This window comes from Leptospira kmetyi serovar Malaysia str. Bejo-Iso9 (genome assembly GCF_000243735.2).
Classification (GTDB): domain Bacteria; phylum Spirochaetota; class Leptospiria; order Leptospirales; family Leptospiraceae; genus Leptospira; species Leptospira kmetyi.
The window spans coordinates 931,578-952,770 of the sequence record NZ_AHMP02000003.1 but is presented as its reverse complement, the minus strand read 5'-3'; the positions used below and the strand labels follow the sequence as shown (position 1 = coordinate 952,770).

13 protein-coding genes and 1 pseudogene are annotated in these 21,193 nt (G+C 46.1%); 7 read left to right on the top strand and 7 right to left on the bottom strand.

Annotated elements, in window-relative coordinates:
- Positions 1 to 10: 10 nt before the first annotated feature.
- From LEP1GSC052_RS06810 to LEP1GSC052_RS06785, 6 genes are all read right to left on the bottom strand, one after another.
- Positions 11 to 691: an MORN repeat-containing protein gene (locus LEP1GSC052_RS06810; protein ID WP_084492262.1), complete on the bottom strand. Its 681-nt coding sequence runs from the start codon at positions 689 to 691 to the stop codon at positions 11 to 13.
- Positions 692 to 735: 44 nt separating this feature from the next.
- Positions 736 to 2,445, bottom strand: coding sequence for a hypothetical protein (locus tag LEP1GSC052_RS06805; protein ID WP_010575049.1), 1,710 nt, complete (start codon positions 2,443 to 2,445; stop codon positions 736 to 738).
- A gap of 3 nt (positions 2,446 to 2,448) precedes the next feature.
- The gene (locus LEP1GSC052_RS06800; RefSeq protein WP_244265271.1) at positions 2,449 to 3,267 is read right to left on the bottom strand and encodes a DMT family transporter; all 819 of its coding nucleotides are present in this window, start codon (positions 3,265 to 3,267) and stop codon (positions 2,449 to 2,451) included.
- Positions 3,268 to 3,487: 220 nt separating this feature from the next.
- Entirely contained in the window at positions 3,488 to 4,582 is a 1,095-nt protein-coding gene (locus LEP1GSC052_RS06795) for a fatty acid desaturase (RefSeq protein WP_010575047.1), read from the bottom strand.
- Between the two features lie 68 nt (positions 4,583 to 4,650).
- The gene (locus LEP1GSC052_RS06790; protein WP_010575046.1) at positions 4,651 to 5,727 is read right to left on the bottom strand and encodes an AraC family transcriptional regulator; all 1,077 of its coding nucleotides are present in this window, start codon (positions 5,725 to 5,727) and stop codon (positions 4,651 to 4,653) included.
- Positions 5,728 to 5,909: 182 nt separating this feature from the next.
- Positions 5,910 to 6,185 (bottom strand): RNA recognition motif domain-containing protein, encoded by a 276-nt coding sequence (locus tag LEP1GSC052_RS06785; protein ID WP_002152104.1) that lies wholly within the window; start codon positions 6,183 to 6,185, stop codon positions 5,910 to 5,912.
- Between the two features lie 42 nt (positions 6,186 to 6,227).
- Here LEP1GSC052_RS06785 and LEP1GSC052_RS21790 point away from each other — a divergent pair.
- The 7 genes and pseudogenes from LEP1GSC052_RS21790 (at position 6,228) to LEP1GSC052_RS06755 (ending at position 19,880) form a co-directional block, all read left to right on the top strand.
- Positions 6,228 to 6,435: pseudogene (locus LEP1GSC052_RS21790) on the top strand (hypothetical protein).
- Between the two features lie 192 nt (positions 6,436 to 6,627).
- A complete protein-coding gene (locus tag LEP1GSC052_RS06780) occupies positions 6,628 to 10,176 on the top strand; it encodes a hypothetical protein (protein WP_020986756.1) in 3,549 nt (1,182 codons plus the stop codon).
- 261 nt (positions 10,177 to 10,437) lie between these two features.
- The gene (locus LEP1GSC052_RS06775) at positions 10,438 to 13,794 is read left to right on the top strand and encodes an Ig-like domain-containing domain (protein ID WP_020986122.1); all 3,357 of its coding nucleotides are present in this window, start codon (positions 10,438 to 10,440) and stop codon (positions 13,792 to 13,794) included.
- A 254-nt stretch (positions 13,795 to 14,048) separates the two neighbouring features.
- Positions 14,049 to 15,650 (top strand): BTAD domain-containing putative transcriptional regulator, encoded by a 1,602-nt coding sequence (locus LEP1GSC052_RS06770; RefSeq protein ID WP_040912890.1) that lies wholly within the window; start codon positions 14,049 to 14,051, stop codon positions 15,648 to 15,650.
- Positions 15,651 to 15,945: 295 nt separating this feature from the next.
- Positions 15,946 to 16,821: a hypothetical protein gene (locus LEP1GSC052_RS06765; protein ID WP_020986837.1), complete on the top strand. Its 876-nt coding sequence runs from the start codon at positions 15,946 to 15,948 to the stop codon at positions 16,819 to 16,821.
- Between the two features lie 45 nt (positions 16,822 to 16,866).
- Positions 16,867 to 17,874, top strand: a complete 1,008-nt coding sequence (locus tag LEP1GSC052_RS06760) for a putative solute-binding protein (protein WP_010575041.1) — start codon at positions 16,867 to 16,869, stop codon at positions 17,872 to 17,874.
- An 11-nt stretch (positions 17,875 to 17,885) separates the two neighbouring features.
- Positions 17,886 to 19,880 carry a TRAP transporter large permease subunit gene (locus tag LEP1GSC052_RS06755; RefSeq protein ID WP_010575040.1) on the top strand — a complete coding sequence of 665 codons (1,995 nt, stop codon included), beginning with the start codon at positions 17,886 to 17,888 and terminating at the stop codon, positions 19,878 to 19,880.
- A gap of 220 nt (positions 19,881 to 20,100) precedes the next feature.
- Here the strand turns inward: LEP1GSC052_RS06755 and rktP are convergent, their stop codons facing one another.
- Entirely contained in the window at positions 20,101 to 21,192 is a 1,092-nt protein-coding gene (gene rktP / locus LEP1GSC052_RS06750) for an Arg-Lys translocation region protein phosphatase RktP (protein WP_010575039.1), read from the bottom strand.
- Position 21,193 lies beyond the last annotated feature (1 nt).

The following is a 21,193-nucleotide window of genomic DNA, read 5'->3' as shown; positions in this document are numbered from 1 at the left end:
TTAGTGAATCTCAGTGAAGAGGTTTGATATCTCCGGATTCAGCGACCGGACCGCCGCAAAGAACGATCTTGTTTTCGATCCTACAGTGTTTTTTGGAATGATCGAAAGCGGAGAACAAGACCCCTTCGCTTGAATTCTTTTCGTCTTGGAATTCTCCCTCATACACGCTCGTATCGGGGAAACGAACCTTTCCGGGGCCGTTCATCTTTCCCATTTCGAACGTTCCTTCGAGCATGGCCCCGTTCTTAAAGATATAAGTTCCTTTTCCGTCCTTCAGGTCGTCCTTGAAGGTTCCTTCGAATCGATCCCCGTTTTTGTATTTGATTCTTCCCGATCCGTTTCTCAGATCGTTTAGGAAACCGCCTCTATACTCGTCGTCGTTGTCGTAGACATAGGTCCCCGTTCCCGAGACACAATCTCCTTGAATACAACCCCGAGTCGGGTCGGCGGTTGCGCCGGACGCGGATCTGCTTGCGGTCGTGGTCTGTTCCTCTTCCGCATTTCTTTCATTCTCATCCGAATAGGCGGAGCGTCCTGCGCCGCTTGCGGACTCGTTAGGCGCCATCTTTTTGTCTCCGTACGAACATTGAACGAACACGCAAAGGAACATAACTCCGCAGAAAGAGTATCTTAGAAAAAATCTCATCATATTTTTTGAATACGAAATAAAATCGTTTTCACTTACAAACATGGTCAAAATTTTATGAACCGAGCCGTAATCTGTCAAACTCTATTCTATTTCAAAAGCTCCGAGACCGGCATGGCCTGTTGATTGATAAAGGAAGGGAGCTTGGACCGAATTCTCTGATACAAAAATAAGTAGAAACGTCTCATAAAAGGATGAAAGAGAATGCGGTCCGTCAGTCTTATGTTCTTTCTTTTTCGGACGAATAACTTCAACAGAAGTTTGGACATAAGCCCGGGGATTCTTCTTCGGGGAAGAATTCTAAACTTATACGCGTCCGGATAATTTTCGGAGTAAAGATTCCAAAGATGAATGGTCTCTTCGAGAAGATATTGTTCCCGTTCCGGATCGGGAAGATAGATCAGTTCCCTGCAAAACGCGAACAACTGAAAGGTTTCATATTGAAACCGGAAATTATACGGAAGATCGAGCCGTTTCGAAATTCTTCCCATTTCCTTTAGGTCCTCGATCGCCCGATATCCCCGACGTACCGATTCCTCGGGGTTCTTGCAGAAACCTGCATATAGGATTCGGAAATGATCGCTGACCGTTACCCTGTCCCAAGTGATATGGAGCAGGGGAGGAATCCTGACCCGATGGATATACAACGGAAGATCGCTGAACGAAGGGTCGTATAAAAGATTTTCGATCACGGAATCGGAGAGTTTTAGAAAACGGACGAACTCTTGGAGTCCCTTTTTTCCGAAGAATTTTCTCAGACTTTTTTTTACGCTCCAATCCCTTTTAAAAAGCCCGATGCAAACGAATGTGTTCAGCTCGTTCCAATAGGAAGTGTTCTTTAAAAACGTAATATTCTTAAACGAGGACCAGCCCCCCGTTTGGCACCAAACGCTGAACCCTACGAGGTTCTTGGCTTTTTTGAGTTCCTTTTTATACGCGAGATATTGCCAACCCACAAAGGAAGGATATTCTCCGAACCCCTCGTATTCCCTCCTCGCCTGGAACTCGACGAGTTTGGGAAGATCGTCCCTGAAGAATAGGGAATTGATCGAAAGATATCGGAAAAAATCTCCTTCTCCGTATTTCATGGAAACGATGATGTTCTTGGAAGGAATTCCATCGAAAACCGTTTCGTATGTTTTTTGATTCCAGATCAGATCTCCGATCGGATACGCCCCGATGGTCCAGGTTCTGAATATTAGAGTTTTAGAATGTTTTTCGAAGATGGAGAGAATTCTTTTTAAAAACCGGTTCGCGTCCTCGGGGGTTTTTAGAAAAAGTCTGCTTCGAAAATCCCCTTCGACGTCGACCCCGTCCGATTCTCCGATACGAAGAACGATCCCGTCCACGTTTTCAAAGTCCGTAAAAAGTTTTTCCAGACATTCGGCGAACAGTTCGGACACACGATCGAATTCTCCCTTTGTGTGTTCCTCGATGTAAGAATTGAAGAACATAAAATCGCTCGTGATAAAAACCTTGAGTCCGCTTTTACGCGCCGTTCTAAAAAGTTTGCGATATGATTTTCGATACGATTCTATTTTGTTTCTAAGCGGATCGGGATAAAAGGAAAAATCCGAGACGAAGGAAAGTTCGTCGATCGTGATCGCGTTGTAACCGAGCGAGCTGATTCGTTTAACGTAGGAATCGAAATTCTCGCGGATTCTTTTGTGGGTTTTCTTTTTGAATTGCCTGTTTTTTTCCAGAAGTGCGATCGGCGCCTTGGACCAGTTCTGCGATTTTCCGGGAGCTTTGACAAAGAAAGGGGCGCTCGAATCGATGAGCGCCAGATTCAGTTTCATGTTTTATTCTTCCTTGCCGAACCGAATCGTTTCCAAGGTGCCCGCGACCAAGATCAAAACTCCTCCGACGACTTCCCTATAACCCGGAATATCTCCCAACAAGATCCACGCGAGTAGAATGGAATACACGGGTTGTATGCTCGAAAGAATTCCCGCGGTTTTGAGTTTGAGTTGAAACATGGATTTGATATACAACGTATGCGCGAACGCGGTGAAAAAACTTCCGAGTAAAAAGATAAGTCCTAAGGATTTGGTCGATGTGGGAATGTTTTCCCAATAACATACAGGGACCAAAACGAAAACCGCCGCGAAGGATTGAAGACACATGACCTGCGCGCTTCCATGGTGAGAAAGAAATTTTTTACTGAGCAGATTTCGAAACGAAAACGAAACCGCGGACAATGAACCCGCAACGATTCCCCAAAAGAAATCGTTGCCCGGTTTGAATTCTGGAATCAAGATCCCGACTCCGATCAATACCAAAAACGCGAGTGAAACGTCCCGTAATCTCAGTTTGGAAGGAAAGTAGATCGGTTCGATAAAAACGGTGATCACCGGATGGGTGAACAAGGTAAGAACGGCGATCGCGGGAGAGGCGAGCCGCGCGGAAGCAAAGAACAAAACCCAATGGATCGCGAGTAGAATTCCGCCTCCGATGGCCGCTCCGTTTTCCGAAGAGCTCGGAAACAAAACGGGTTTGTCCCTCCATTTCAGAAAGAGAAAAAGACCGGCGCTTGCAAAAACCGTTCTGCCGAAAGTGATCATCCATACGCTTTCGTCGATCAGTTTGGCGAAGAGTATGTTTCCGCTGATGAGAATCATTGCGAATTGGAATTCCAGAAATATCTTTGTTTTCGAATCGGAGGACATGGGTTTCTCTCAAACCAAAAGACGATAAACCCCGTTCCTGGAAAACAAAATTGATTTTTTTAAAGGAAAACGAATCCGAAAAAGAACGAATCTTTTTACGAAACTGTAAAATACCTTCTCTTTCTTTTCGCGTTTGAAATCGGAATCGAAGAAAGAGAAGGTAGAATTCAGATCAAGCGATGCGTTGTTCCGTCTGCGGAATTTCCGCGTTGTAACGATTGGCCCGAAGCATACTTTCAAAATCGTTAAACCGAATTCCATAACGTTTCATCGCGGGGTGAACGAAAGGCGCCACCATCTGACGGATGTAAAACGGTTGATTGACGACGAAGTGATGGATTCCGTGAGTGCTTCCGAAGTTGAAACAGAAAAGATGCAAAGGAGCGAGGAGCCAAGAGTTCAGGACCTGGGTTTGTTCGTGGATTCCTTTTACGTCTCCGTAGTAGTGCATGTTGGACGAAACGATCTGAATGCTGGATTGACGGATCCAATTCGGCAACATATAAACCACCGCGGCCGTGTTTAAAAAAGTCCGCGCCGATTCCAGAAATTCGGGAAAGGGAAGCTGAACAGGCGAACCAAGAAATAAATTTCCGTAGTGGATCAGATTCAAACCTAAAAAGTTGTACCAAAGAGTGTAGTAGATCACGAGCCAAGGCCAGCTTTCCGAAACGATCTCCTTTCTTTTAAACTTAGGCGCGTCTTTGACGAGTTTTCTAAAGTTAAGAATCGCGGAAACGTTTCCATCGATCATCGCAAAAAAACGAACCAGACCCGCCTTCATACCGTTGCCGATTAGACGTTCTTCGATATCGTCCTTATGACCGGAAACCTTGTGATGTAAGGTGTGAATCATTCTTCGATACCAAGGACTTACGGTGTTTCCCCGAAAGATCCAAACGGTCCAGAACAAAAGATCCTGCATCTTTGTATCGTCCTTGAAGTAAAGATTGTGAATCGTATCGTGTTCGATCTCGTGAAGAAGGGAAGCAAAGATCGCGTTAGACACGATTGCGGCCCAAGCCGGAATGATTCCCGCGATATAAAGACCCGCGGTGACGATCATCATTCCCGCGGAACCGAAGGTGATCGAGGCGCCTAAAAGATTCTGTCTGTTTAGGATCGGAAATTTTTTTCTTAAATTCTTTTCCCTAAAACGAATCCAACGCATGATCTTTACGTTTTTTTCCCGAGTCGCCAGGGTTTGCCATTTCTTTGGCTTTCTGCTCGGAAGAATTTCATTTTTCGCTAATAGAAGAGCGCTCATATCGACTCCTTTCCAATTCTCTTGATGGAACGGATTCTAATCCCTTTTCCGGATTCGGTCGTCCTATTCTATCGATTCCGACGCGGTCCGGCGACCGAATCGATAAATTGCGCCGAGTTCGCGCGGTATTCGCTCGGAGTAATTCCGGTATGTTTTTGAAACGCCCGGTTGAACGAGGACTTGGTTCTAAAACCGACGGAATAGGCGATATCCAAAATACTCTTATCCGGTTCGGAAGTCAAAAGACTGCGGGCTTCGGCGACCCTGTAATCGTTTACAAAGACGGAAAAATTCTTTCCCAATTCCTGATTGAGAAACTCGGAAACCTGATGTGTGGAAAGAGCGAGTTCGTCGGCGAGATCTCCGAGTCCCAGATCTTCTTCCCTGTATAAAAAATCCTTTTCCATAAGATGAATCAGATTTTCCTTTAAGGTCGCGCGATCGATCCCGACCAAAAGAGAACGCGCATATTTTTCCCGCGTGGCCTGCGTTACTTCCTGAAGTTTTTGAAAGAAGCGCGGGTTTCTATGACCGATCAAATACGCAGCGCAAAGAGCGAGGCCCATTCCTCCGGAAGTAAGAATCAAAAAGTCCGGAATCTTCGTGATAAAAAAGAATGCGCCGAGCGTAAGATGAAAGAGGGAAGTCGCCGCTAAAAAGGAAAGAATTCTCGCGGTCGGTTCGGCTTTCCAAACCTCCCATCTCCAAAGATCTCTCGAACTTTTTAAAACCAGAAAAACGTAAAACGCGATTCCGATCACCGCGGGAAGTAAAACCCAATCCAAAGGACTTGGAAAAATCTTTTCCGAAAACGATCTACGGATCGTTTCGGGAACGTTTCCGGGAAAAAATAAAATTCCAAAATAAAGAAACGCCCCCGTTAAAGGAAGAATGGCGTGAAGAATTCTTTCCTTTGCGGATTCGAGAAACGATTCTCCCGTGCTTACCTTATAAATACCGTATAAAACGGGACCGACGGAATAGAGAGCCGGGATATGAAGCAGAATCAACCAGGATAAAAACGAAGCGGAAAAGGAAAGAATCGAGATCGAACTTCCTTGAAGAATGGACATTCCTAAAAAGAGAACGCCTAAAAGATAATTCAACCGGACCTTATTCGGAAGAACGATCTGACCCAGAAACATCTAACATCCCAGAGCAGAACCGAAAACTCCCATCCAATAAAATAAGGAACTCATCCAGTGAGGAAGAAAAAGCGATGTGGGAGAGGAGAATAAGACCTGAGCGAACACAATAGCGAACGCTACAGGGCTAAGAGAGTTCTGTCAAGGGAGAAAAGCGAACGCCTTCCTCCCTTAAAGAAAGATCAATATCTGGATCTAGATTTTTCTGGGAAAGGTTTTTTAGGAAGGGCTTCGTTTACTTTGATTTCTCTTCCACGGATTTGTGTTCCGTTTAAGCCGTCAATCGCTGCGTTTCCTTCATCCTTGTTCGCCATTTCCACAAATGCTAATCCCCGGGATTTGCCGGAAAGTTTATCGGTGATGATGCGTACAGAGGTTACTTCTCCAAAAGACTCGAAAGCCTTACGAAGATCGTCTTCGGTTGCCTGATAGGCGAGGTTGCCTATATAAATGTTCATGAGAAAGGGTCCTTACAAAAAATTACTGGCTTCTAAAACAAAATAGAAGCTAAGGCGAGACCATTCCAATCAGCGGGATTCGGGAGAGAAAGGACCTTTCCTGGTTGCTCTATTGTTCAAAAGTTCTCAACTGACCCGGGAAAAGGCAGCTAAAAATTCCAGTCGCGCTTAAGGTAATCATAGTCAAAAAATTGTCAAGAAAATCTCATATTTTACGAATTCGCTGTCTGAAAAACCGAAACGACCGTAGGGAAAACGGGGGCAACATGGCAAATTTGTTCTATGTCGCATAGATATGCGAGCAATTGCTCCTCTTTTGAAGCATTGTAGTTTCCCTTTTTTTAAAAAATTTCACGAATCCTCCCGAATATAAGCCGGCAATAAGTGGGCTGTATCCCGACTCCGTATTCTTTCCCTTCGGATTTGAAATGGAGAATTGGAAATGAAAGGATTCGCTTGGAAATGGATCGCGGTCGTTTGGATTGCGTTCGAACTTCTCTCTTGTAAACCGGACGATCAGAAATTCAACGCTCTTACTTTTTACGATAATATCACCAACGACGGAAGTCTGCGGCTTTTCAATCTTCTCGACGAATATCCTTCCTTAAAAGCGGGTTTTCAAAGTCTCCAACCCGAACAATTCAATCTTCGTCTGGACAGTTCCATGCGAAAACCGGCGCGTAAGGACATTACGGGTTTCTTAAGAGTTTCCTCCGATATGCTTTTGAAACCGGAAGCGAGGGTGAGGGAATCTCTTCTCAAAGCGAACGTTCTCATCCATCGTTTGAAAGACGCACCCTCGGGAGCGTTTGAAGGAATTCTTCCCTGGCTGGAAAGAATCCGCCAATATCCGGGGAAGGTCGTTCGAAATCTTTCTCCCATCAGCCAGAGCGCTCTGATCTATCTTTACAACACGTTTAACACCGCGGATACGGAAACCAAATACAAGGAATTGGCGAACGCGTTAAAAGATCCCGATATGATCGAATTGTTCCAGGATTTGGAAACGATTCTTCATAAATCCTTGGTTCAAAATGCCAACGCAAGAAGCGGCGTGGAATCCATTCTCAAGGGAATGATCGATCCCACGTTGAGCGCGGATCGGGTTTTGAAAAATCAGATGATCAACTTGATCGCCGAAATCGGAAACACGTTCGGACAAAGAGCGGGTTTCAGCGATTTTAAATCTTCGGATACGGCTTTGAAGGATCTGATCGTTAATTTAGAAAAGTATTATACACCGGGCGGAGCCGTTTATAACTCGGGCAGCATCTCCGATTATAGGGATACAAACTATCCTTCCGATTTTTCGATCGTTCTTACGGAAGTTTTTCGATATCTGAGGCCGATGCTTGCGAAAGGCGGGGTTTATACAAAGGATCCGAACGTTCTTTTGGGCAAAGAGCTGAGTAAGAATTTATTCAATCTCGGTTTTCCCACCGAAGTCGAAAACGTGGATTTCTCTTTGAGAGAATTGATTCGGTTGGATTATCTCGGAAGGGATCGGGCTTACGGCGGTTTTGAATATAAGGTTTCCGCCTTGGAACATCTGATGTTTCTCCTAACGCTTGCCGATTCGTACGGGTTTCGATGGGAGAATCCGAGCGACAATACGATCATGAGTTTGGAACCGAACGGGTCCGTCAACGGAGGTCCGATGACCAACGGAGTTTTGACCGTGGGTGATAGCATCTACGCGCTCGGTTCCGCGATGACAGGAAACTTAGGAGTCAAAGCGTTCTTAAATCAAAGCGCAAACGACGGAGCCGTTTATAGAAACGGAGACGCCGCTTCTCCGACTCCGTTTACGATGGGAATCAACACTCCCACCTTGGCTCTTTTGGAATCTCCCGATCCTTCCGTGGTTCCTTCGGCAAACGATCCCGTATTCACAAAAACGATTCCGTTTATGATGAGAATGATCGTAAACGTTGTGTTAGGCGGCGGAGGTCCGTACTACAATAAGAACAGGAAGGATTCTTCCGGAAACGTTTATACTGCCGACGGAAAACCGTATATGGATTCCAACGGAAACGATCTGATCTATAAGTCGTCTTGGGCCACTTCGGATTATAGAATCAAGGTTTCGGATACGGGAAGCGGAACCTGCACCGCCGGAAGTCTTTGTCGTTGGGTGGGACCGGGCGGAAGAGAATCAAACGCGAGTTATACGAACAATCAGTTTGCACAAGTCGCTTCGGGAACCAACGCGAGCGGAACCAAAGGATGGAGCATTCCCGTTTGGGAAATTTCGAAAACTCCTTCGGAGCGCGCCTTGGAAACGGACGAAGAAGCGCTTTATAAAAACTTTCAGTGGCTTCTTTCCGAAAAAAGAATGGTCGCGGTGATTCCTTTGCGCGCTTCTTTGGGACCCGGAGTTCCGTATAAGATGGCGGCCTTTGTCACCGTGATCGCAAACGGTTTGAAAGGCTTGATGGGAGCCAAACCTCAGTTTCAGGACGGAAGCGCGTGTTCTTCCAAACAAAACGGAAAGTGGAATCTTTCGGGTTCCCTTTGGAAACCGGGATGCGCTTCTTCCACACAACCGAATTTTAGAGTGGCCGGAACTCCGGTTCTTGAGGAGAATTTTTCCTCACTTCCCGGAGACAGTATGTTCTTTTTGGAAGCTTGGGATTACGGAACGAGCGGAAACAGTCCGATCACCTTCAACAGCTTAGGCGATTCCAACGTTTACAATATCTTTTATCCCCCGACTTCCCAGTACGGAGTTTTGCCTCCCGTATTCGCATTCAATTTTCCCGTTATGGAAAGACTTTCGTTTTTAACTGCGGATTCGGTTTCTCCTTCTCAGGTAAATTCTCACTGGGAGCAAAGAAATAAAATTCTTCCCTTGATCGTTTCTCTTGCAAAAACTCTTTCGGATCAATCCGATTCTTCCACGAATAAAAATCCGTTTCAACTTTTGACAGGACTTAGCGCGGCTTTGACAAGACCATTGTTGACGCAAACCGCGGACGCCGAAAACAATTCGGGAGGAAGAACGATCACGATCCTCAAAACCGGTTTGTCGAACGGAAACTTTCGAAATCGTTTTGCGGGTCCGGAAGAATATCTGTTTCGTCAAAGCGATCCGATCACGGAAGAACCGATCCGAAGTCCTTTGTCCGTCTTGATCGAAAAGGAAAGAGGATTCCAAGACGGGCTTTTGAATCTCGTTTCCAAAACAAAACTTTTGACCAACCTCGTTCATATGCTCGCCGAAATGGGAAGACCGAGCAGACAACCGGGAAGCGATCTTTTTTTTGCGGGTCTTGCGGCGGTCGGCGGCGAAATCAAAATCACATCCGAAACTCCGACTGCGGTTCAGTTCAACATACAGACCTACTTGGAAAAGTTAGGAAACGATCTCGCGGTTTATCCGGATTCAAGACCGACTAACGTATACGATCCACTTTGGGACGATATGGGAGTGGTCGCGGTTCGAATTCGGGATTATCTTTCCAGGGATAGCGTTTATTCTCTCATACCGATGTTGGATTTTTCGATGGATCTGGTTTTGGACGTCACGCCTTCTTCTCAGGAAATCGTTCATCTGTTGAATCTTCTCGGTTCGATTTTTCAAAACGCGTCGGGCAACCGCGATTTTCTCGTAACGACTCTTTTAACCTCGGACACGCCTGCGTTGATCCAAGTCTCCGCTCCGTATGGAAAGTGTATCAACGGAGTTTTGATGGGACTTTCTTTAACCGGAGAATTTTTCAGCTACATCGAAACCGACATGAACACTCCTTATACGATCCGGGAAATTTTCGACGACTTGGATCGATTGACCGTTTCCGATATGGTTCAAAGCCGATCGGGAAATCGTTCCCTTCTTTATACCGCGGGGGTTTTGATGAATCTTTTTGCGGACATCACGGAAAAGGGAAGAAAGCCGTTTCCGGACGGAACCGTATTCTGGGATCGATTCAACAAGAACGAAGATTCCACAACGTATTGGGAGAATCTCACTTCGATCTTCAGTCGTTAGTCCACATTCTACCTTAAGTCTCTAACTCTAAAAGCCAATCTCTTGCGTTGCGGATCGCATCCTCGGCGCGGAGAGTTTCCAAGCCGGTTCGATTTTCGACCGGCGTTTTTTTGTTTAAGAACGATTGTTATAAAAAATCTTTTTTATTCGAACATTCGAAAAAAATCCAAAATATAAGTATTAGATAAGTCCGAAATCGGCAATGCCCCGTATTCTTTCCCTGTTTTGAAGAGAAATGGGTGAAACAGGAAGGAAATTCAGATGCTAATTCAAAGAATTCAATTCATCGGAATCGCATTGTTTCTATGTTGGTTTGTCGTCGATTGTTCGGATAAAAAGAAAGATTCCGGCTTCGACTTGATGGCGCTTTTCGATTTGGGAAGTCCGTCGGGAGGCGAGGTAGCGAACACATCCGTGATTCCTCCTTACAATAACTTGGACAACAATATCGCCACACTTCCCGTCAATTTCGGAAACGCGGGACCGCAAGCGTATCTGTTTATCAATTCCACCGAAAACGTAAACCGTTATAAGGACCTGGAAATCCAATTTTCAAAACCGATGAACCGCGCTCTTACTCAAGCGAGCATAACGTTGACGGGAGCATCGGGACCTCTTGCCGGTCCCGGAATCGGAGTGGAATTTTACTGGGCCAGCGAACAAAGGTTGATTCTCAATCCGTATCGGGAATTGAAACCCGGAGAAAAATACACGCTCAATATCAGCCAAGACGCGCTTACGATTTCCAACAAACCTCTCATTCCTTATACGCAGGAATTTAAAACGACATTGAACTATTCCCTAAACAACAACATCGTTCAAGGCGCTTTGAATAAAGCCTTGAACGGAACGGACGACGTTACACTCGATATGTCCGCCAACATCACGGTCAACTCCGCGTTTCAAACTCCGGTTGCAGGGGAGAATTATATAGATTCCATTTATCTCAAGAAAAGCGGAAGCGGATCCTCGGTGAAAATTTGTCCGAGCGCGCTTCCCGGTTCCACATGTTCAATGAATCCGATCAGCATCAATCTTTCGACCTCCGCTTTGGCGCCTACGATCGGAGGGAATACGTATTACTATGAGATTCAGACGAAGTTCGGTCCCGTTTATAAAAAATACTTCAGCTTCAATTACGGAAATCTAAACAACCCGAACAATCTTCTCGCAAACATATCGAACGGCGTGATGGACGAGGCGCAGATGTTGCCTTTTTTGGGAAAGGTCATTCAGAAGTTTACGACCGGAGCGTTTAAGGTTCAGGACGTCAACGGAACTCCTAGAACGTTTCAGGAATTTTTAATCGGACTTCCCGATCATTCCAAAAAGAAATTCTATGATAACGGTCAATGGAACATCGGAGAAGCTTGTATTCGACCCGGACAATCCGGATCACCCGGAACGAATAAGATCGACGATTTTAAAAATCAGCAATTTATTTCCGTGCTCGGAGCGAAACCCGGAGCCGAAGGAAGAGGATATTGTTGGGTTCCGTCTTCCACATATCCGACCTATCCAACATCCGTTGTCGAACCCAAAGGCGCCGAGGATCAGGGAGAATGGGCCTTTGATAAATGGCCGAAAGCCGCCGCGCCATTCAGTCGTTATAACGCCCCGCTCGAAGATTCGCTCGGTGCGGCGAGTATGACGATGGACGTTTATGTGACCGACATGAGACTTCCTTCTTTTGTAAAGAATGCTTCGGGAACTCAGCTCGGAAACATAGGCGCGGATCTTCGAGTCAATCCGGGAACCGCGAACACCGCGCCCGGACTCGGACTCGATTTGAGTTCGCGTTATGTGGAAGTGGATCTGTTTATCGTATCAAGATACGAGGATTGGTATACGATCTTTATCTCTCCGGGTACTTTGATGTATTTCAAAACCACGGCGCGTTTGAATTGGGATCCGAACGTGGACCAGGGTTTGAACGGAGGAAACAATCAACTTCCGAACATCTATCTGACAACTCCTTCCTTGAGAATGGCGAGAGCGAGAAACCTATTGTCCGTCGACGGAACCGGAACCGTATCCATGTCCGTACGTTCTCCGTTTGCCGTGAACAACACGGTGTTTCCTACGAATCCGAGCAATGCGGACATCGATTCCGTAACGAATAACTTCTTCGTTCTTCCTTGGTCCAACCCGACGTTTCTTCCGATGGGAATCTATTCCGGAGCGGAAGATACGAAGGACTTTATGTATACCGCTCCGATGGAATACATCGCTTCCAACGAAGGAGGAGTGGATAACATTCTCGTTCCCTTGATCGGAAGAGGAACCGTTCAGAATCTCGCGGGCGGAACCGTTCCTTACGTAAAAGGAATCATCACGCAGTATATGCTGAAGGACATCGTGCAAAGAATCGCGCCTAACGTTCTCAATTCTGTCGTGGGCGCGCTTCGAGACGACGGGGTGACGATTCAATTGCCGAGTTATCTGCCCGATCCACTTCGAAATTTTCCTTTGACCGTAAAGATGAAACTGAGAACGGACAGCGTAATCAAACACGACGGGGTCAACAAGGGACTTGTCAGCAATTTGGATCTTTCCTTTTCGAGCAACTACGTGGATCCGCAGGGAAGAGGTTTGAGAAATCAAACCGCAAAAACCGGAATGGTGATCACAAGAAATCCGGCGACTCCGTTTCCTTCCACGTATCAATTTACGCAAAGCAATGCGAATCCGGGATTTCTACTTTCCTTACATTCGGATACGATCTCTCAGGCCGCGTTTCATCTTTGGCAAAGAAGGGGACTGGATATCACGATGAACAAAAGTTTTATCGAAACGATCAACAGTTACTCGGGAGGAAATCCTCTCTTTCAATTGACTACAACCTTACTCAAAGCCTCTCCGATCATAACGATCTTGGCGCCGGGGAGAGAAAAACTACAGGGACTGAACGGATTGAACGCGCTCGCTCCGGCCGCAAAACCCTACGACGATATCGAGATGGTGATGGAACCGGTGCTGGCTCCGAGCGTAAAATTCAAACCGATGACCGGACCGGGGATTCCGAAACTGCGTCTTTATTTTACGGAGATGCAGTTGAAGATCGTCGCGAAAAAACCGGCGAGCTGTAGCGGATTGACGGGAGCCGAGTTGACGGATTGCGGAACGGATACTAGACCGAACGGATACACATACACGTTAGGCGCCGTTCGAATCAGTTTGGCGGCGGACGCGGAGTTTAAGTTTATCACGTTCTCCAATCCGAACAACGATCCTAATTTACAAAACTTGAATGCTCTTCAGGTCGTTCTATCCACGACGAACCTGGATTATACGGTGGAAGTTTTGGAAGGAATCGCGAACAATCCTTTCGGACTCGATCCGGACGGAATCAACAGCGTGATCGAACCATTAGTCACATCGCTCGTCGTTCCTCTTGTCAACAGCATCTTGAAAGAGGTTCCGCTTCCTCCTCAGATCAACTTTCCGAAGCTGAGACATCCAACGAACAACACAGCGTGCGCGATCAACGCGAGAAGCAACGTGATTCAATTCTTCACGTTGGCGACGGAGAATACGTCCGATCCGTATATGTTAGGCGGAATGAGATTTATAGGAGGGGCCGCAAGTGATCCGAGTTCGTTGATCGTTTGTCCTTAAAAATCAAAACGAACTCTATTCGTTATATGGGCCTGCAAAATTGCAGGCCGTTCTGGTTTGTGCAACCAAGATGAAAGTGATTTTTCTCCTCTTCGTTACTTAAAAAAACTCTCTTAGCTTTAAAAAACTAATTTCAAAATCATGATTCTCTGCATTCTAATACGTGCGAAAGAATTTTGGTTGATAAAAAAATCATGAGCTTTTATTCACAATTTAACTGAACGTTTGTAAGATAAAAAGGTATTTGAAAATCAATGAATATAACGCTCTATCAGATCTCCTGCTACTTGGTCGCGACTATACTGGCTTATAGAACGCTTCATCACTTATTTCTATATTATAAGAATAGAAAGCAGGTGTATCTCCTACATTTCGCCTTTTTACAGGTTTCTTACGGGTTTTACTTACTGTTTTTTACGAAAACGATCAATGCGGCCAGCGCACAAGACGCACTTCTTTGGGAGCGATTGGAAAACGCATTCATTCCGATTTTCGGAATGACTATGATTCTATTCGTAAACAGCTATCGAAGAATCTTCAGTAAGGATTTTGTTTATCTCTACATTCTTTTGAATGTGTTATTGTCCGCCGTGATTTTGGTGGATCCGAATTCGTATCATATCGGATTGGCGCACGAACGGAAATTTCCCGCGCTCGGAATCGTGATCTACGAAACCGATCAGCCCTTGCTCGTTCAGTATTTTTATTTGTCCGGAATTCTGATGATCATCTGGACCTTGTTCAAGGTAATCACTCAGTTCGTTCGGAATCTTTTTCGAAATTTATTTCTTCTCATTGGTTTGGTCATCTTCTGCACGAACGTTCTTTTGGACATTCTCGTCGCGATGGACGTCGTTCCGTTTCCGTACACTTCTCATTTTAGTTTTTTGATTCTTATGTTTTCCGTGGATTCATTCCTAACCTTAAACAAATCGGGACGGGAAATCAGGGAAGAATTGAAGCACGCTTTGACTTCTCCCGAAGAATTCGATCTTTCTTCGGACAAACTGGGAAGCGGGAACGAGGGAACGAGAAGCAAACAAGAGGAGATTCACGTCGCGTATTCTAAGATTTCTCCAACGGGTTCCGAAAAGGATCAGATTTTTATCCGTGCCCTCGGCGGTTTGGAATTGGAACGGGGAGGAACTCGGATTCCTCAAACCGAAATTTCCAGCAAAAAGAAAATGCTCAAACTCGTAAAAATTCTTCTCATCCGTTTTGAAAAGGGAATCCATCGAGAGGAATTGCTCGAACTTCTTTGGCCCGGAATGACGGATAAGAATGCGCTCAACAGTTTGCACGCGCTTTGTTTTCGTTTGCGGAGAATCATCGGAAATCCGGAGGCGCTTGTGTTCTCGGAAGATCGTTTGTTTTTCAGACAGGATCTCGTGCAAACCGACTTTCAACTTTTTGAAAAACACTATGAGGGCGGGGCCAAGGCACTTCGCAAAGGCGATATGGAACTTGCGATTCAGGAATTCCGTTTTGCGCGCGCCTTTTATCGCGGAGATTTTTTCGAATTCGATCTTTATTTTCCGGAATCCGAAATCAGAAGAGAATACATACGCAAAAGTCTGATCGAAATCTTTCGATTCTTATGCGAGAAGGATTCCGAGCGCAGAGAAATGGAAGGTCTTTTGGAAGATTCCGCAAGTTGGATTCGTTTGGACGATTTGGATGAACGCGCTTGGAGATTTCATTTCGAGGCTCTTCTTCAATTGGATCGCAAAAACGAGGCTCTTCGCAAATACGAAGAATTCCGAAAATCTCTGAAGAAAGAACTCGGCGTGGACCCCGAACCGGAAACTCTCGGACTCATCGAAAGAATTCGTTCCGGCGCCGTAACCCGAGCCTGAGTTTGTGTGAGTTCCCACAAAACCGGATTCTTCTTTGCTCTTCTTTATGAATCGGGAACGGCATAAAATAAAACGAACATTCTAAAAAAAATCATGGACGGATATTCCGCCGTGATTAAGTTTCATCAAAATCTCTTAAGCGATAAATGTACCCGAAATGAGAAATCGAAAGTTGCGGTTTGGTTTTCTTTTATTTGTAACGATTGTTACAATAAACACAGTCTCCTGTTCCTTGGTCTATAACGTCACCGGAAGAACCATTTCTTCGTATGCGGACGACCACCTAATCCCGTTTATGCTGGAATCGAAGGATTTGGATTCCGTTTGCAACGCGGGCGTGAGTTTGGCGCCTTTGATCGCCTCTTTTGAAAGGGTCAGTCCTCGTCCCGATCTCCCCGTTATGGTTTCTATGCTCGGAGCCGGAATGTGCGCGGAAAGACAGGCGCAAGAAGCGGAACTCCGTTATCTCGCCGCGGTTCGAAAAGGAAAGGGAGAAGAGGCGACCGATCACCAAGCGGTTGAAATTCGAAATCACGGGCTCGCCGCAAAACGATACGGCGAGGCTTACAAACGTTTCATTCTTTACTTCGGAGAATGGAACGGCAAATGTCCTTCTCTTTCCAAGGACGATCAGTTCTATTATCTCATCGGTTTATCCGCTAGTCTTCTCGCGATTCTGCACGACCGTGCGGCGCAAGGTGTGGCTAACGTGCCCACCGATATTCCTTCTCTCGTTTCCAACGCTTCCAAGTGTTTGAATCCGGACGAATGGTGGGGAGTTCCGATCGCACTCGAAGCGATCATCTGGCTTTCGATTCCGGGCGCGACTCCAGCAGGCAAAGATCCTTTTCAACAACTCGATCGTGCGGTTGCGATCGGCGACAAAGCCGGGGTCAGTCTTTCCCGCGCGTTTCAAATCCAAGCGTTAGCCGGAAGAGGAAATCAAGAAGCGATCAAAAAGGCCGTGATGGAACACGCGAAGATTTTGGAAAAAGGTCAGAGCAATCCCGCCTATCAACTTTTGGAATCGTACGCGGAACAACTTTCCAGACACGAGTCCGATAAGATTTGGACCAAAGAAAAAGGTCACAGAGGACCGCTTCTTCTCGGAAGTTTTCCGCAAGGCAAACGCGACACGAAGGAAGACGACGATCTTCTCAAAGGTCTTTGATTCAAAGTCATTCTAAATAAGAATTCAATTGTAAGGAGAATATCCATGAAAGGAATCCGTTTCCAAATTCTAACCGTACTGGCGTTGACTTTGTCGTCTTCGCTTTTCGCGGCAGATCCAATCAACAAAACGATCTGCGTTTTCGATCCATCCGGAACACACGGAGATATTTTTAAGTCTGCTCTTCGTTATCAGGCTCAGGCCCTCAATTGGGGAATCCGTCTCGAGCCGAAGGCTTATACGGACGAGGTCGTCGCAAACTCCGACTTTAAAGCGGGTAAGTGCAATCTTGCGCTTCTTACGAGCTTGAGAGTTCGCAGTTACGTTCCTCAATCCGGTTCTCTCGAAGCGATCGGAGCTCTTCCTTCGTATGATCTTTTGAGAAGAACGATCGACGTTCTCGCAAATCCGAAAGCGCGTCAGTTGAACGTCGCCGGAGAATACGAAACGATGGCGATGTTTCCCGGCGGTGCGGTGTATCTTCTTTTGAGAGATAAAAATCTTCGTTCGATCAAGGATCTGGCGGGTAAAAAGATCGCGACTTTGACCTACGACCAAGCCGCGACTACGATGGTGGACGTCGTCGGTTCTTCCATGGTTCCGGCGGAGATCGCGACCTTTGCGGGAATCTTCAACAACGGACGCGCGGACGCATGTTATTCTCCTGCGGTCGGTTTTAAACCTCTCGAATTGATGAAGGGTGTTGTGCCTAACGGTGGAATCGTAAAGTTTCCGATCGGACAACTTACGTTTCAAATCGTGGGTAAAACCTCCGATTTTCCCGCGGACTACGGAAATCAATCCAGACAATGGGCCGCAACTCAGTTCGACACGATGCTTGAGTTGACCCGCAAGGCAGAAAAGGAAGTTCCCGCTAAGTATTGGCTCGAAGTCCCCAAAGACGAGGTCAAAGGTTATTTCGAAAAGTTCAGAGAAGTTCGCATTAAACTCAGAGATAAGGGAGTGTATCACGCATCCATCCTGAAACTGATGAAAGGGGTTCGTTGTAAAGCGGACGCCGCCGCGGAAGAATGTTCGGACTCCTTAGAATAAATTAGGAAGACATGGCTAAGAAAATCGTATCCTGGGCAGTACTGCTCTTTCTTTTTGTTCCCTTAATTCAAAGTTTCGGTCAGTTGGTCCAGGCTCGTATGCTCGAGCTTGGAGAATCCATCTGGCCGCGTTATGCGGAGATTCGGATTCATTGTATCGCATCCGAAATCAATTCCTTGCAGAAGGTCGAAGTAAGCGCGTCCGATTCCGCTCTTTTGGAAGAATTGGATCTGGGAACGGATTCTCCTTCCAAATCCAAAACGACTCCGAAAAAGGAAGAGGCGACCAATACGGCCGCTTCCTCCGTTCTTCCTCCGATGGAACTCAGCCTCGGACAAAAGTTGTATTGTGGAACGGAACGAAAACTTTCCTCGATCACGATCTTCGCCATCGATTATATTCCGATGACGATGGTCGTTTTGCTTCTCGTCGCGGGAATCGTTTCCACAACGAGACGATATCATATCGCCCTAAAAAATCCGGAAAACAAAAAAGAGGAATTGGCCTCGGAGTTGAGTCAGATTTTTGCGAACGGAATCCTGATTTTTTCGGCGGCTTCTATGCTTCCGTTCAGCAAGGGTGTGGACGCGCAGATTCAGATTCTTTGGATCGTGGGACTTCTCTTTTTGAGCGCTTTGAATCTTTATAATATTCGAAATTCAGAATTTACTCATATTCCGAAGGATCAGGAAAAAAGCAGAATTTCCGAAATTCTTCTGGCGATTCCTTTGTATTGTTGGATGGCGACCGTCTGCGGAATTTATTTCACGCTGATCGAATATCATCCGGCCGGACTTGCGATCTATCTTCAAAAGTTGACCGCGCACGCTACGCTTTATATCCAGATCGGTTTGTATGTTTGGACGGGGATTCTCCTCAGAGACACTTCTTTGGGAAGAAGATTCTTTGATCTTTTAAAACCTTGGAAACTTCCCGCCGAACTTTTGGCCGTGATCGTGGTGATCGCCGCGGCTCTTCCCACCGCTTACAGCGGAGCGTCCGGAATCGTGGTTCTTGCGCTCGGAGCGACGATCTTTGTGGAACTCAGAAGAGCGGGGGCCACTCAGGAAAGAGCGTTAGCCGCAACCGCGATGAGCGGAAGTTTGGGAGTCGTTTTGCCTCCTTGTCTTTTGGTGGTGATCGTCGCATCTTTGAACCTCGACGTGACCACGGACGAACTTTTTTACTGGGGTTGGAGGGTTTTTGCGGTTTCGACGACTCTGTTCTTGGTTGTGAGTTGGTTTTTGAGAAAGGATTCTTGGAAGATTCAACCCGAACAAGACGCGCTGAAAACGACTTGGTCCGTGTTTAAACCGTTCAGTTTGTACATTCTGATCGCGGTGGTGATCGTCGGTTTTCTCGTTTTCGGTTTAAATACTCATTTCGACGAACATACGGCTCCGTATATGCTGCCGATCGCGATGCTCGCTCTGATCTACTGGGATCACAAACAAAGTCAGAAGGAACATCATCCTGCTTCGGGCGCAAGGGACGTCGTTAAAATTTCCAGAACCTCGTATGATACGGGTTCTCACTTGGGCGCGCTTTTGATGCTCATGGGACTTTCCGCTTGTATGGGAGGAGTATTCGAACGTTCGAATATTATAAATCTATTTCCTACTCAGCTCGGTTCTCCCTTATCCGCGATGATCATTTTGACGATCGCGCTCGTGATTATCGGAATGCTTATGGATCCGTACGGGGCCGTGATTTTGGTTTCGGTGACGTTGTATCCGATCGCAAAGGCGAACGGAATTCATCCGTTGAATTTTTGGATGACCGCCCTCGTTTCTTTCGAGTTGGGTTATCTGACTCCGCCGGTCGCGCTCAATCATCTTTTGACGAAACACGTCGTGCGGGAATATCTGGAAAAAGAACCCGAAGTGCATCACGCGAGTTTTTTTGCGAGATACGAAAGAGTGATCGTTCCGATTATCGTTCTCTTTTTGACTTTGATCGTGACCGCGTTCGGTCCGATCCTGGTCCAAGGTTGGGGTTCTCGGTAACTCGGTAGGAAGTAACTTTAAAGAATTCTAATTTTCTAAAGTTCGTTGAACAATGAAGACCCGAACGCAATATCTCGTTCGGGTTTTTTATTTCAAAACGATCGTTGCAGTTTAAGATTTTCAAAGGAACACAAAACGCACATTTTGCGATTGCGGATTTGATTGTTTGTTTGCTTTCACGAAACCGCAGAGATCCCCGCGGCGGCTAGGGATTGTTTCTTTATTTACGCGTAACCGCAAGAAGCGCAGAGGATTCGAGGACGTTCTTTCCGTATCGTTTTTCGATGATTCTTCCGCAGTCCAAAACCAAATCTCTGGAATTTTGAAAATTCTTACCGGCAAGAGCGGTTTGAAATTGTTTCGTGAATTCCGAAGAAGGAATTCCGATCGCGGAGTAAATCCGATCCGAAGCCAAGATCCAGTATTCTCCCGTTTTCAAAACCGTCTTTTTCAGATCCAACTCGACCGCCTTATAATCGAAATAACGAACCTTCGTTTTTTCCAATGCGTTTAACGTTTCGTTTTTATAAACGAAGGCCGGGAGCTCCTGAAAGTGAACGTAACCGAGTTCTCCGGTTTTGGTTTCGAGATAAAAGAGGGAAAGGTTTAAAAACGGAATCGGCATCTTGGAAAGAATTTTACCGATCTTAAAGACCAATTCTTCCCCGCGGAGCCCGCTCGTTTCGTTCGCTAAGGAAAAAATTCCTTCGAGCCTCGCCTTAAACGCGGATTCCAAAACGCCCGGAGTCGGAAAACCCGCGAGAATTCCCACACAACCGTCCGCGCTCGGAATTACATTCACGAAATCGCATATAGAATCTCCGCTCATTCTCGGGAAAAGGGAAACGTCCAAGTTGCGGATTTTGGGAAGTTGGATTCTATAAAAAGCTCTTTGCACGGAGTCCGCGATTTCTCTCGCTCTTTCGCCTAACGCTTCTTGTGCGGGTTCGTCGTCCATTTCCTTTTGTTGAAAGAATTTCAAACGGAACGCACGGACGAGTTCTCCGATCTCATCGTCTCTTTCCGCGACCGGATGTTCCTCGTAGACGTCGCTTCCCCAGTCTTGGACCAAGGTGACGAGAGAACGCATCGAAGCGTATATTAGTTTTACCGAATAGAAGACGAGAGACGCCAAAAGCGTGGAAAACGAAATCGAAAGCGCGAGACGAATGGAAAGAGAAACCGCTTTCTCCTGACCTAAAGGCGATTTGAGAATGATGTCGTCCGCTACCGTATAAACCAAAAAGAACAAAAAGCTGAGAACGAAAACGGCGATCGGTAATTTCAGTTTGGAAGGAATTTTGTTTAACAAT

Excerpts from the sequence above, each read along its gene's own strand:
- LEP1GSC052_RS06810 (WP_084492262.1), bottom strand. The coding sequence starts at position 691 with ATGTTTGTAAGTGAAAACGATTTTATTTCGTATTCAAAAAATATGATG.
- LEP1GSC052_RS06805 (WP_010575049.1), bottom strand. The coding sequence starts at position 2,445 with ATGAAACTGAATCTGGCGCTCATCGATTCGAGCGCCCCTTTCTTTGTC.
- LEP1GSC052_RS06800 (WP_244265271.1), bottom strand. The coding sequence starts at position 3,267 with ATGATTCTCATCAGCGGAAACATACTCTTCGCCAAACTGATCGACGAA.
- LEP1GSC052_RS06795 (WP_010575047.1), bottom strand. The coding sequence starts at position 4,582 with ATGAGCGCTCTTCTATTAGCGAAAAATGAAATTCTTCCGAGCAGAAAG.
- LEP1GSC052_RS06790 (WP_010575046.1), bottom strand. The coding sequence starts at position 5,727 with ATGTTTCTGGGTCAGATCGTTCTTCCGAATAAGGTCCGGTTGAATTAT.
- LEP1GSC052_RS06785 (WP_002152104.1), bottom strand. The coding sequence starts at position 6,185 with ATGAACATTTATATAGGCAACCTCGCCTATCAGGCAACCGAAGACGAT.
- LEP1GSC052_RS06780 (WP_020986756.1), top strand. The coding sequence starts at position 6,628 with ATGAAAGGATTCGCTTGGAAATGGATCGCGGTCGTTTGGATTGCGTTC.
- LEP1GSC052_RS06775 (WP_020986122.1), top strand. The coding sequence starts at position 10,438 with ATGCTAATTCAAAGAATTCAATTCATCGGAATCGCATTGTTTCTATGT.
- LEP1GSC052_RS06770 (WP_040912890.1), top strand. The coding sequence starts at position 14,049 with ATGAATATAACGCTCTATCAGATCTCCTGCTACTTGGTCGCGACTATA.
- LEP1GSC052_RS06765 (WP_020986837.1), top strand. The coding sequence starts at position 15,946 with ATGCTGGAATCGAAGGATTTGGATTCCGTTTGCAACGCGGGCGTGAGT.
- LEP1GSC052_RS06760 (WP_010575041.1), top strand. The coding sequence starts at position 16,867 with ATGAAAGGAATCCGTTTCCAAATTCTAACCGTACTGGCGTTGACTTTG.
- LEP1GSC052_RS06755 (WP_010575040.1), top strand. The coding sequence starts at position 17,886 with ATGGCTAAGAAAATCGTATCCTGGGCAGTACTGCTCTTTCTTTTTGTT.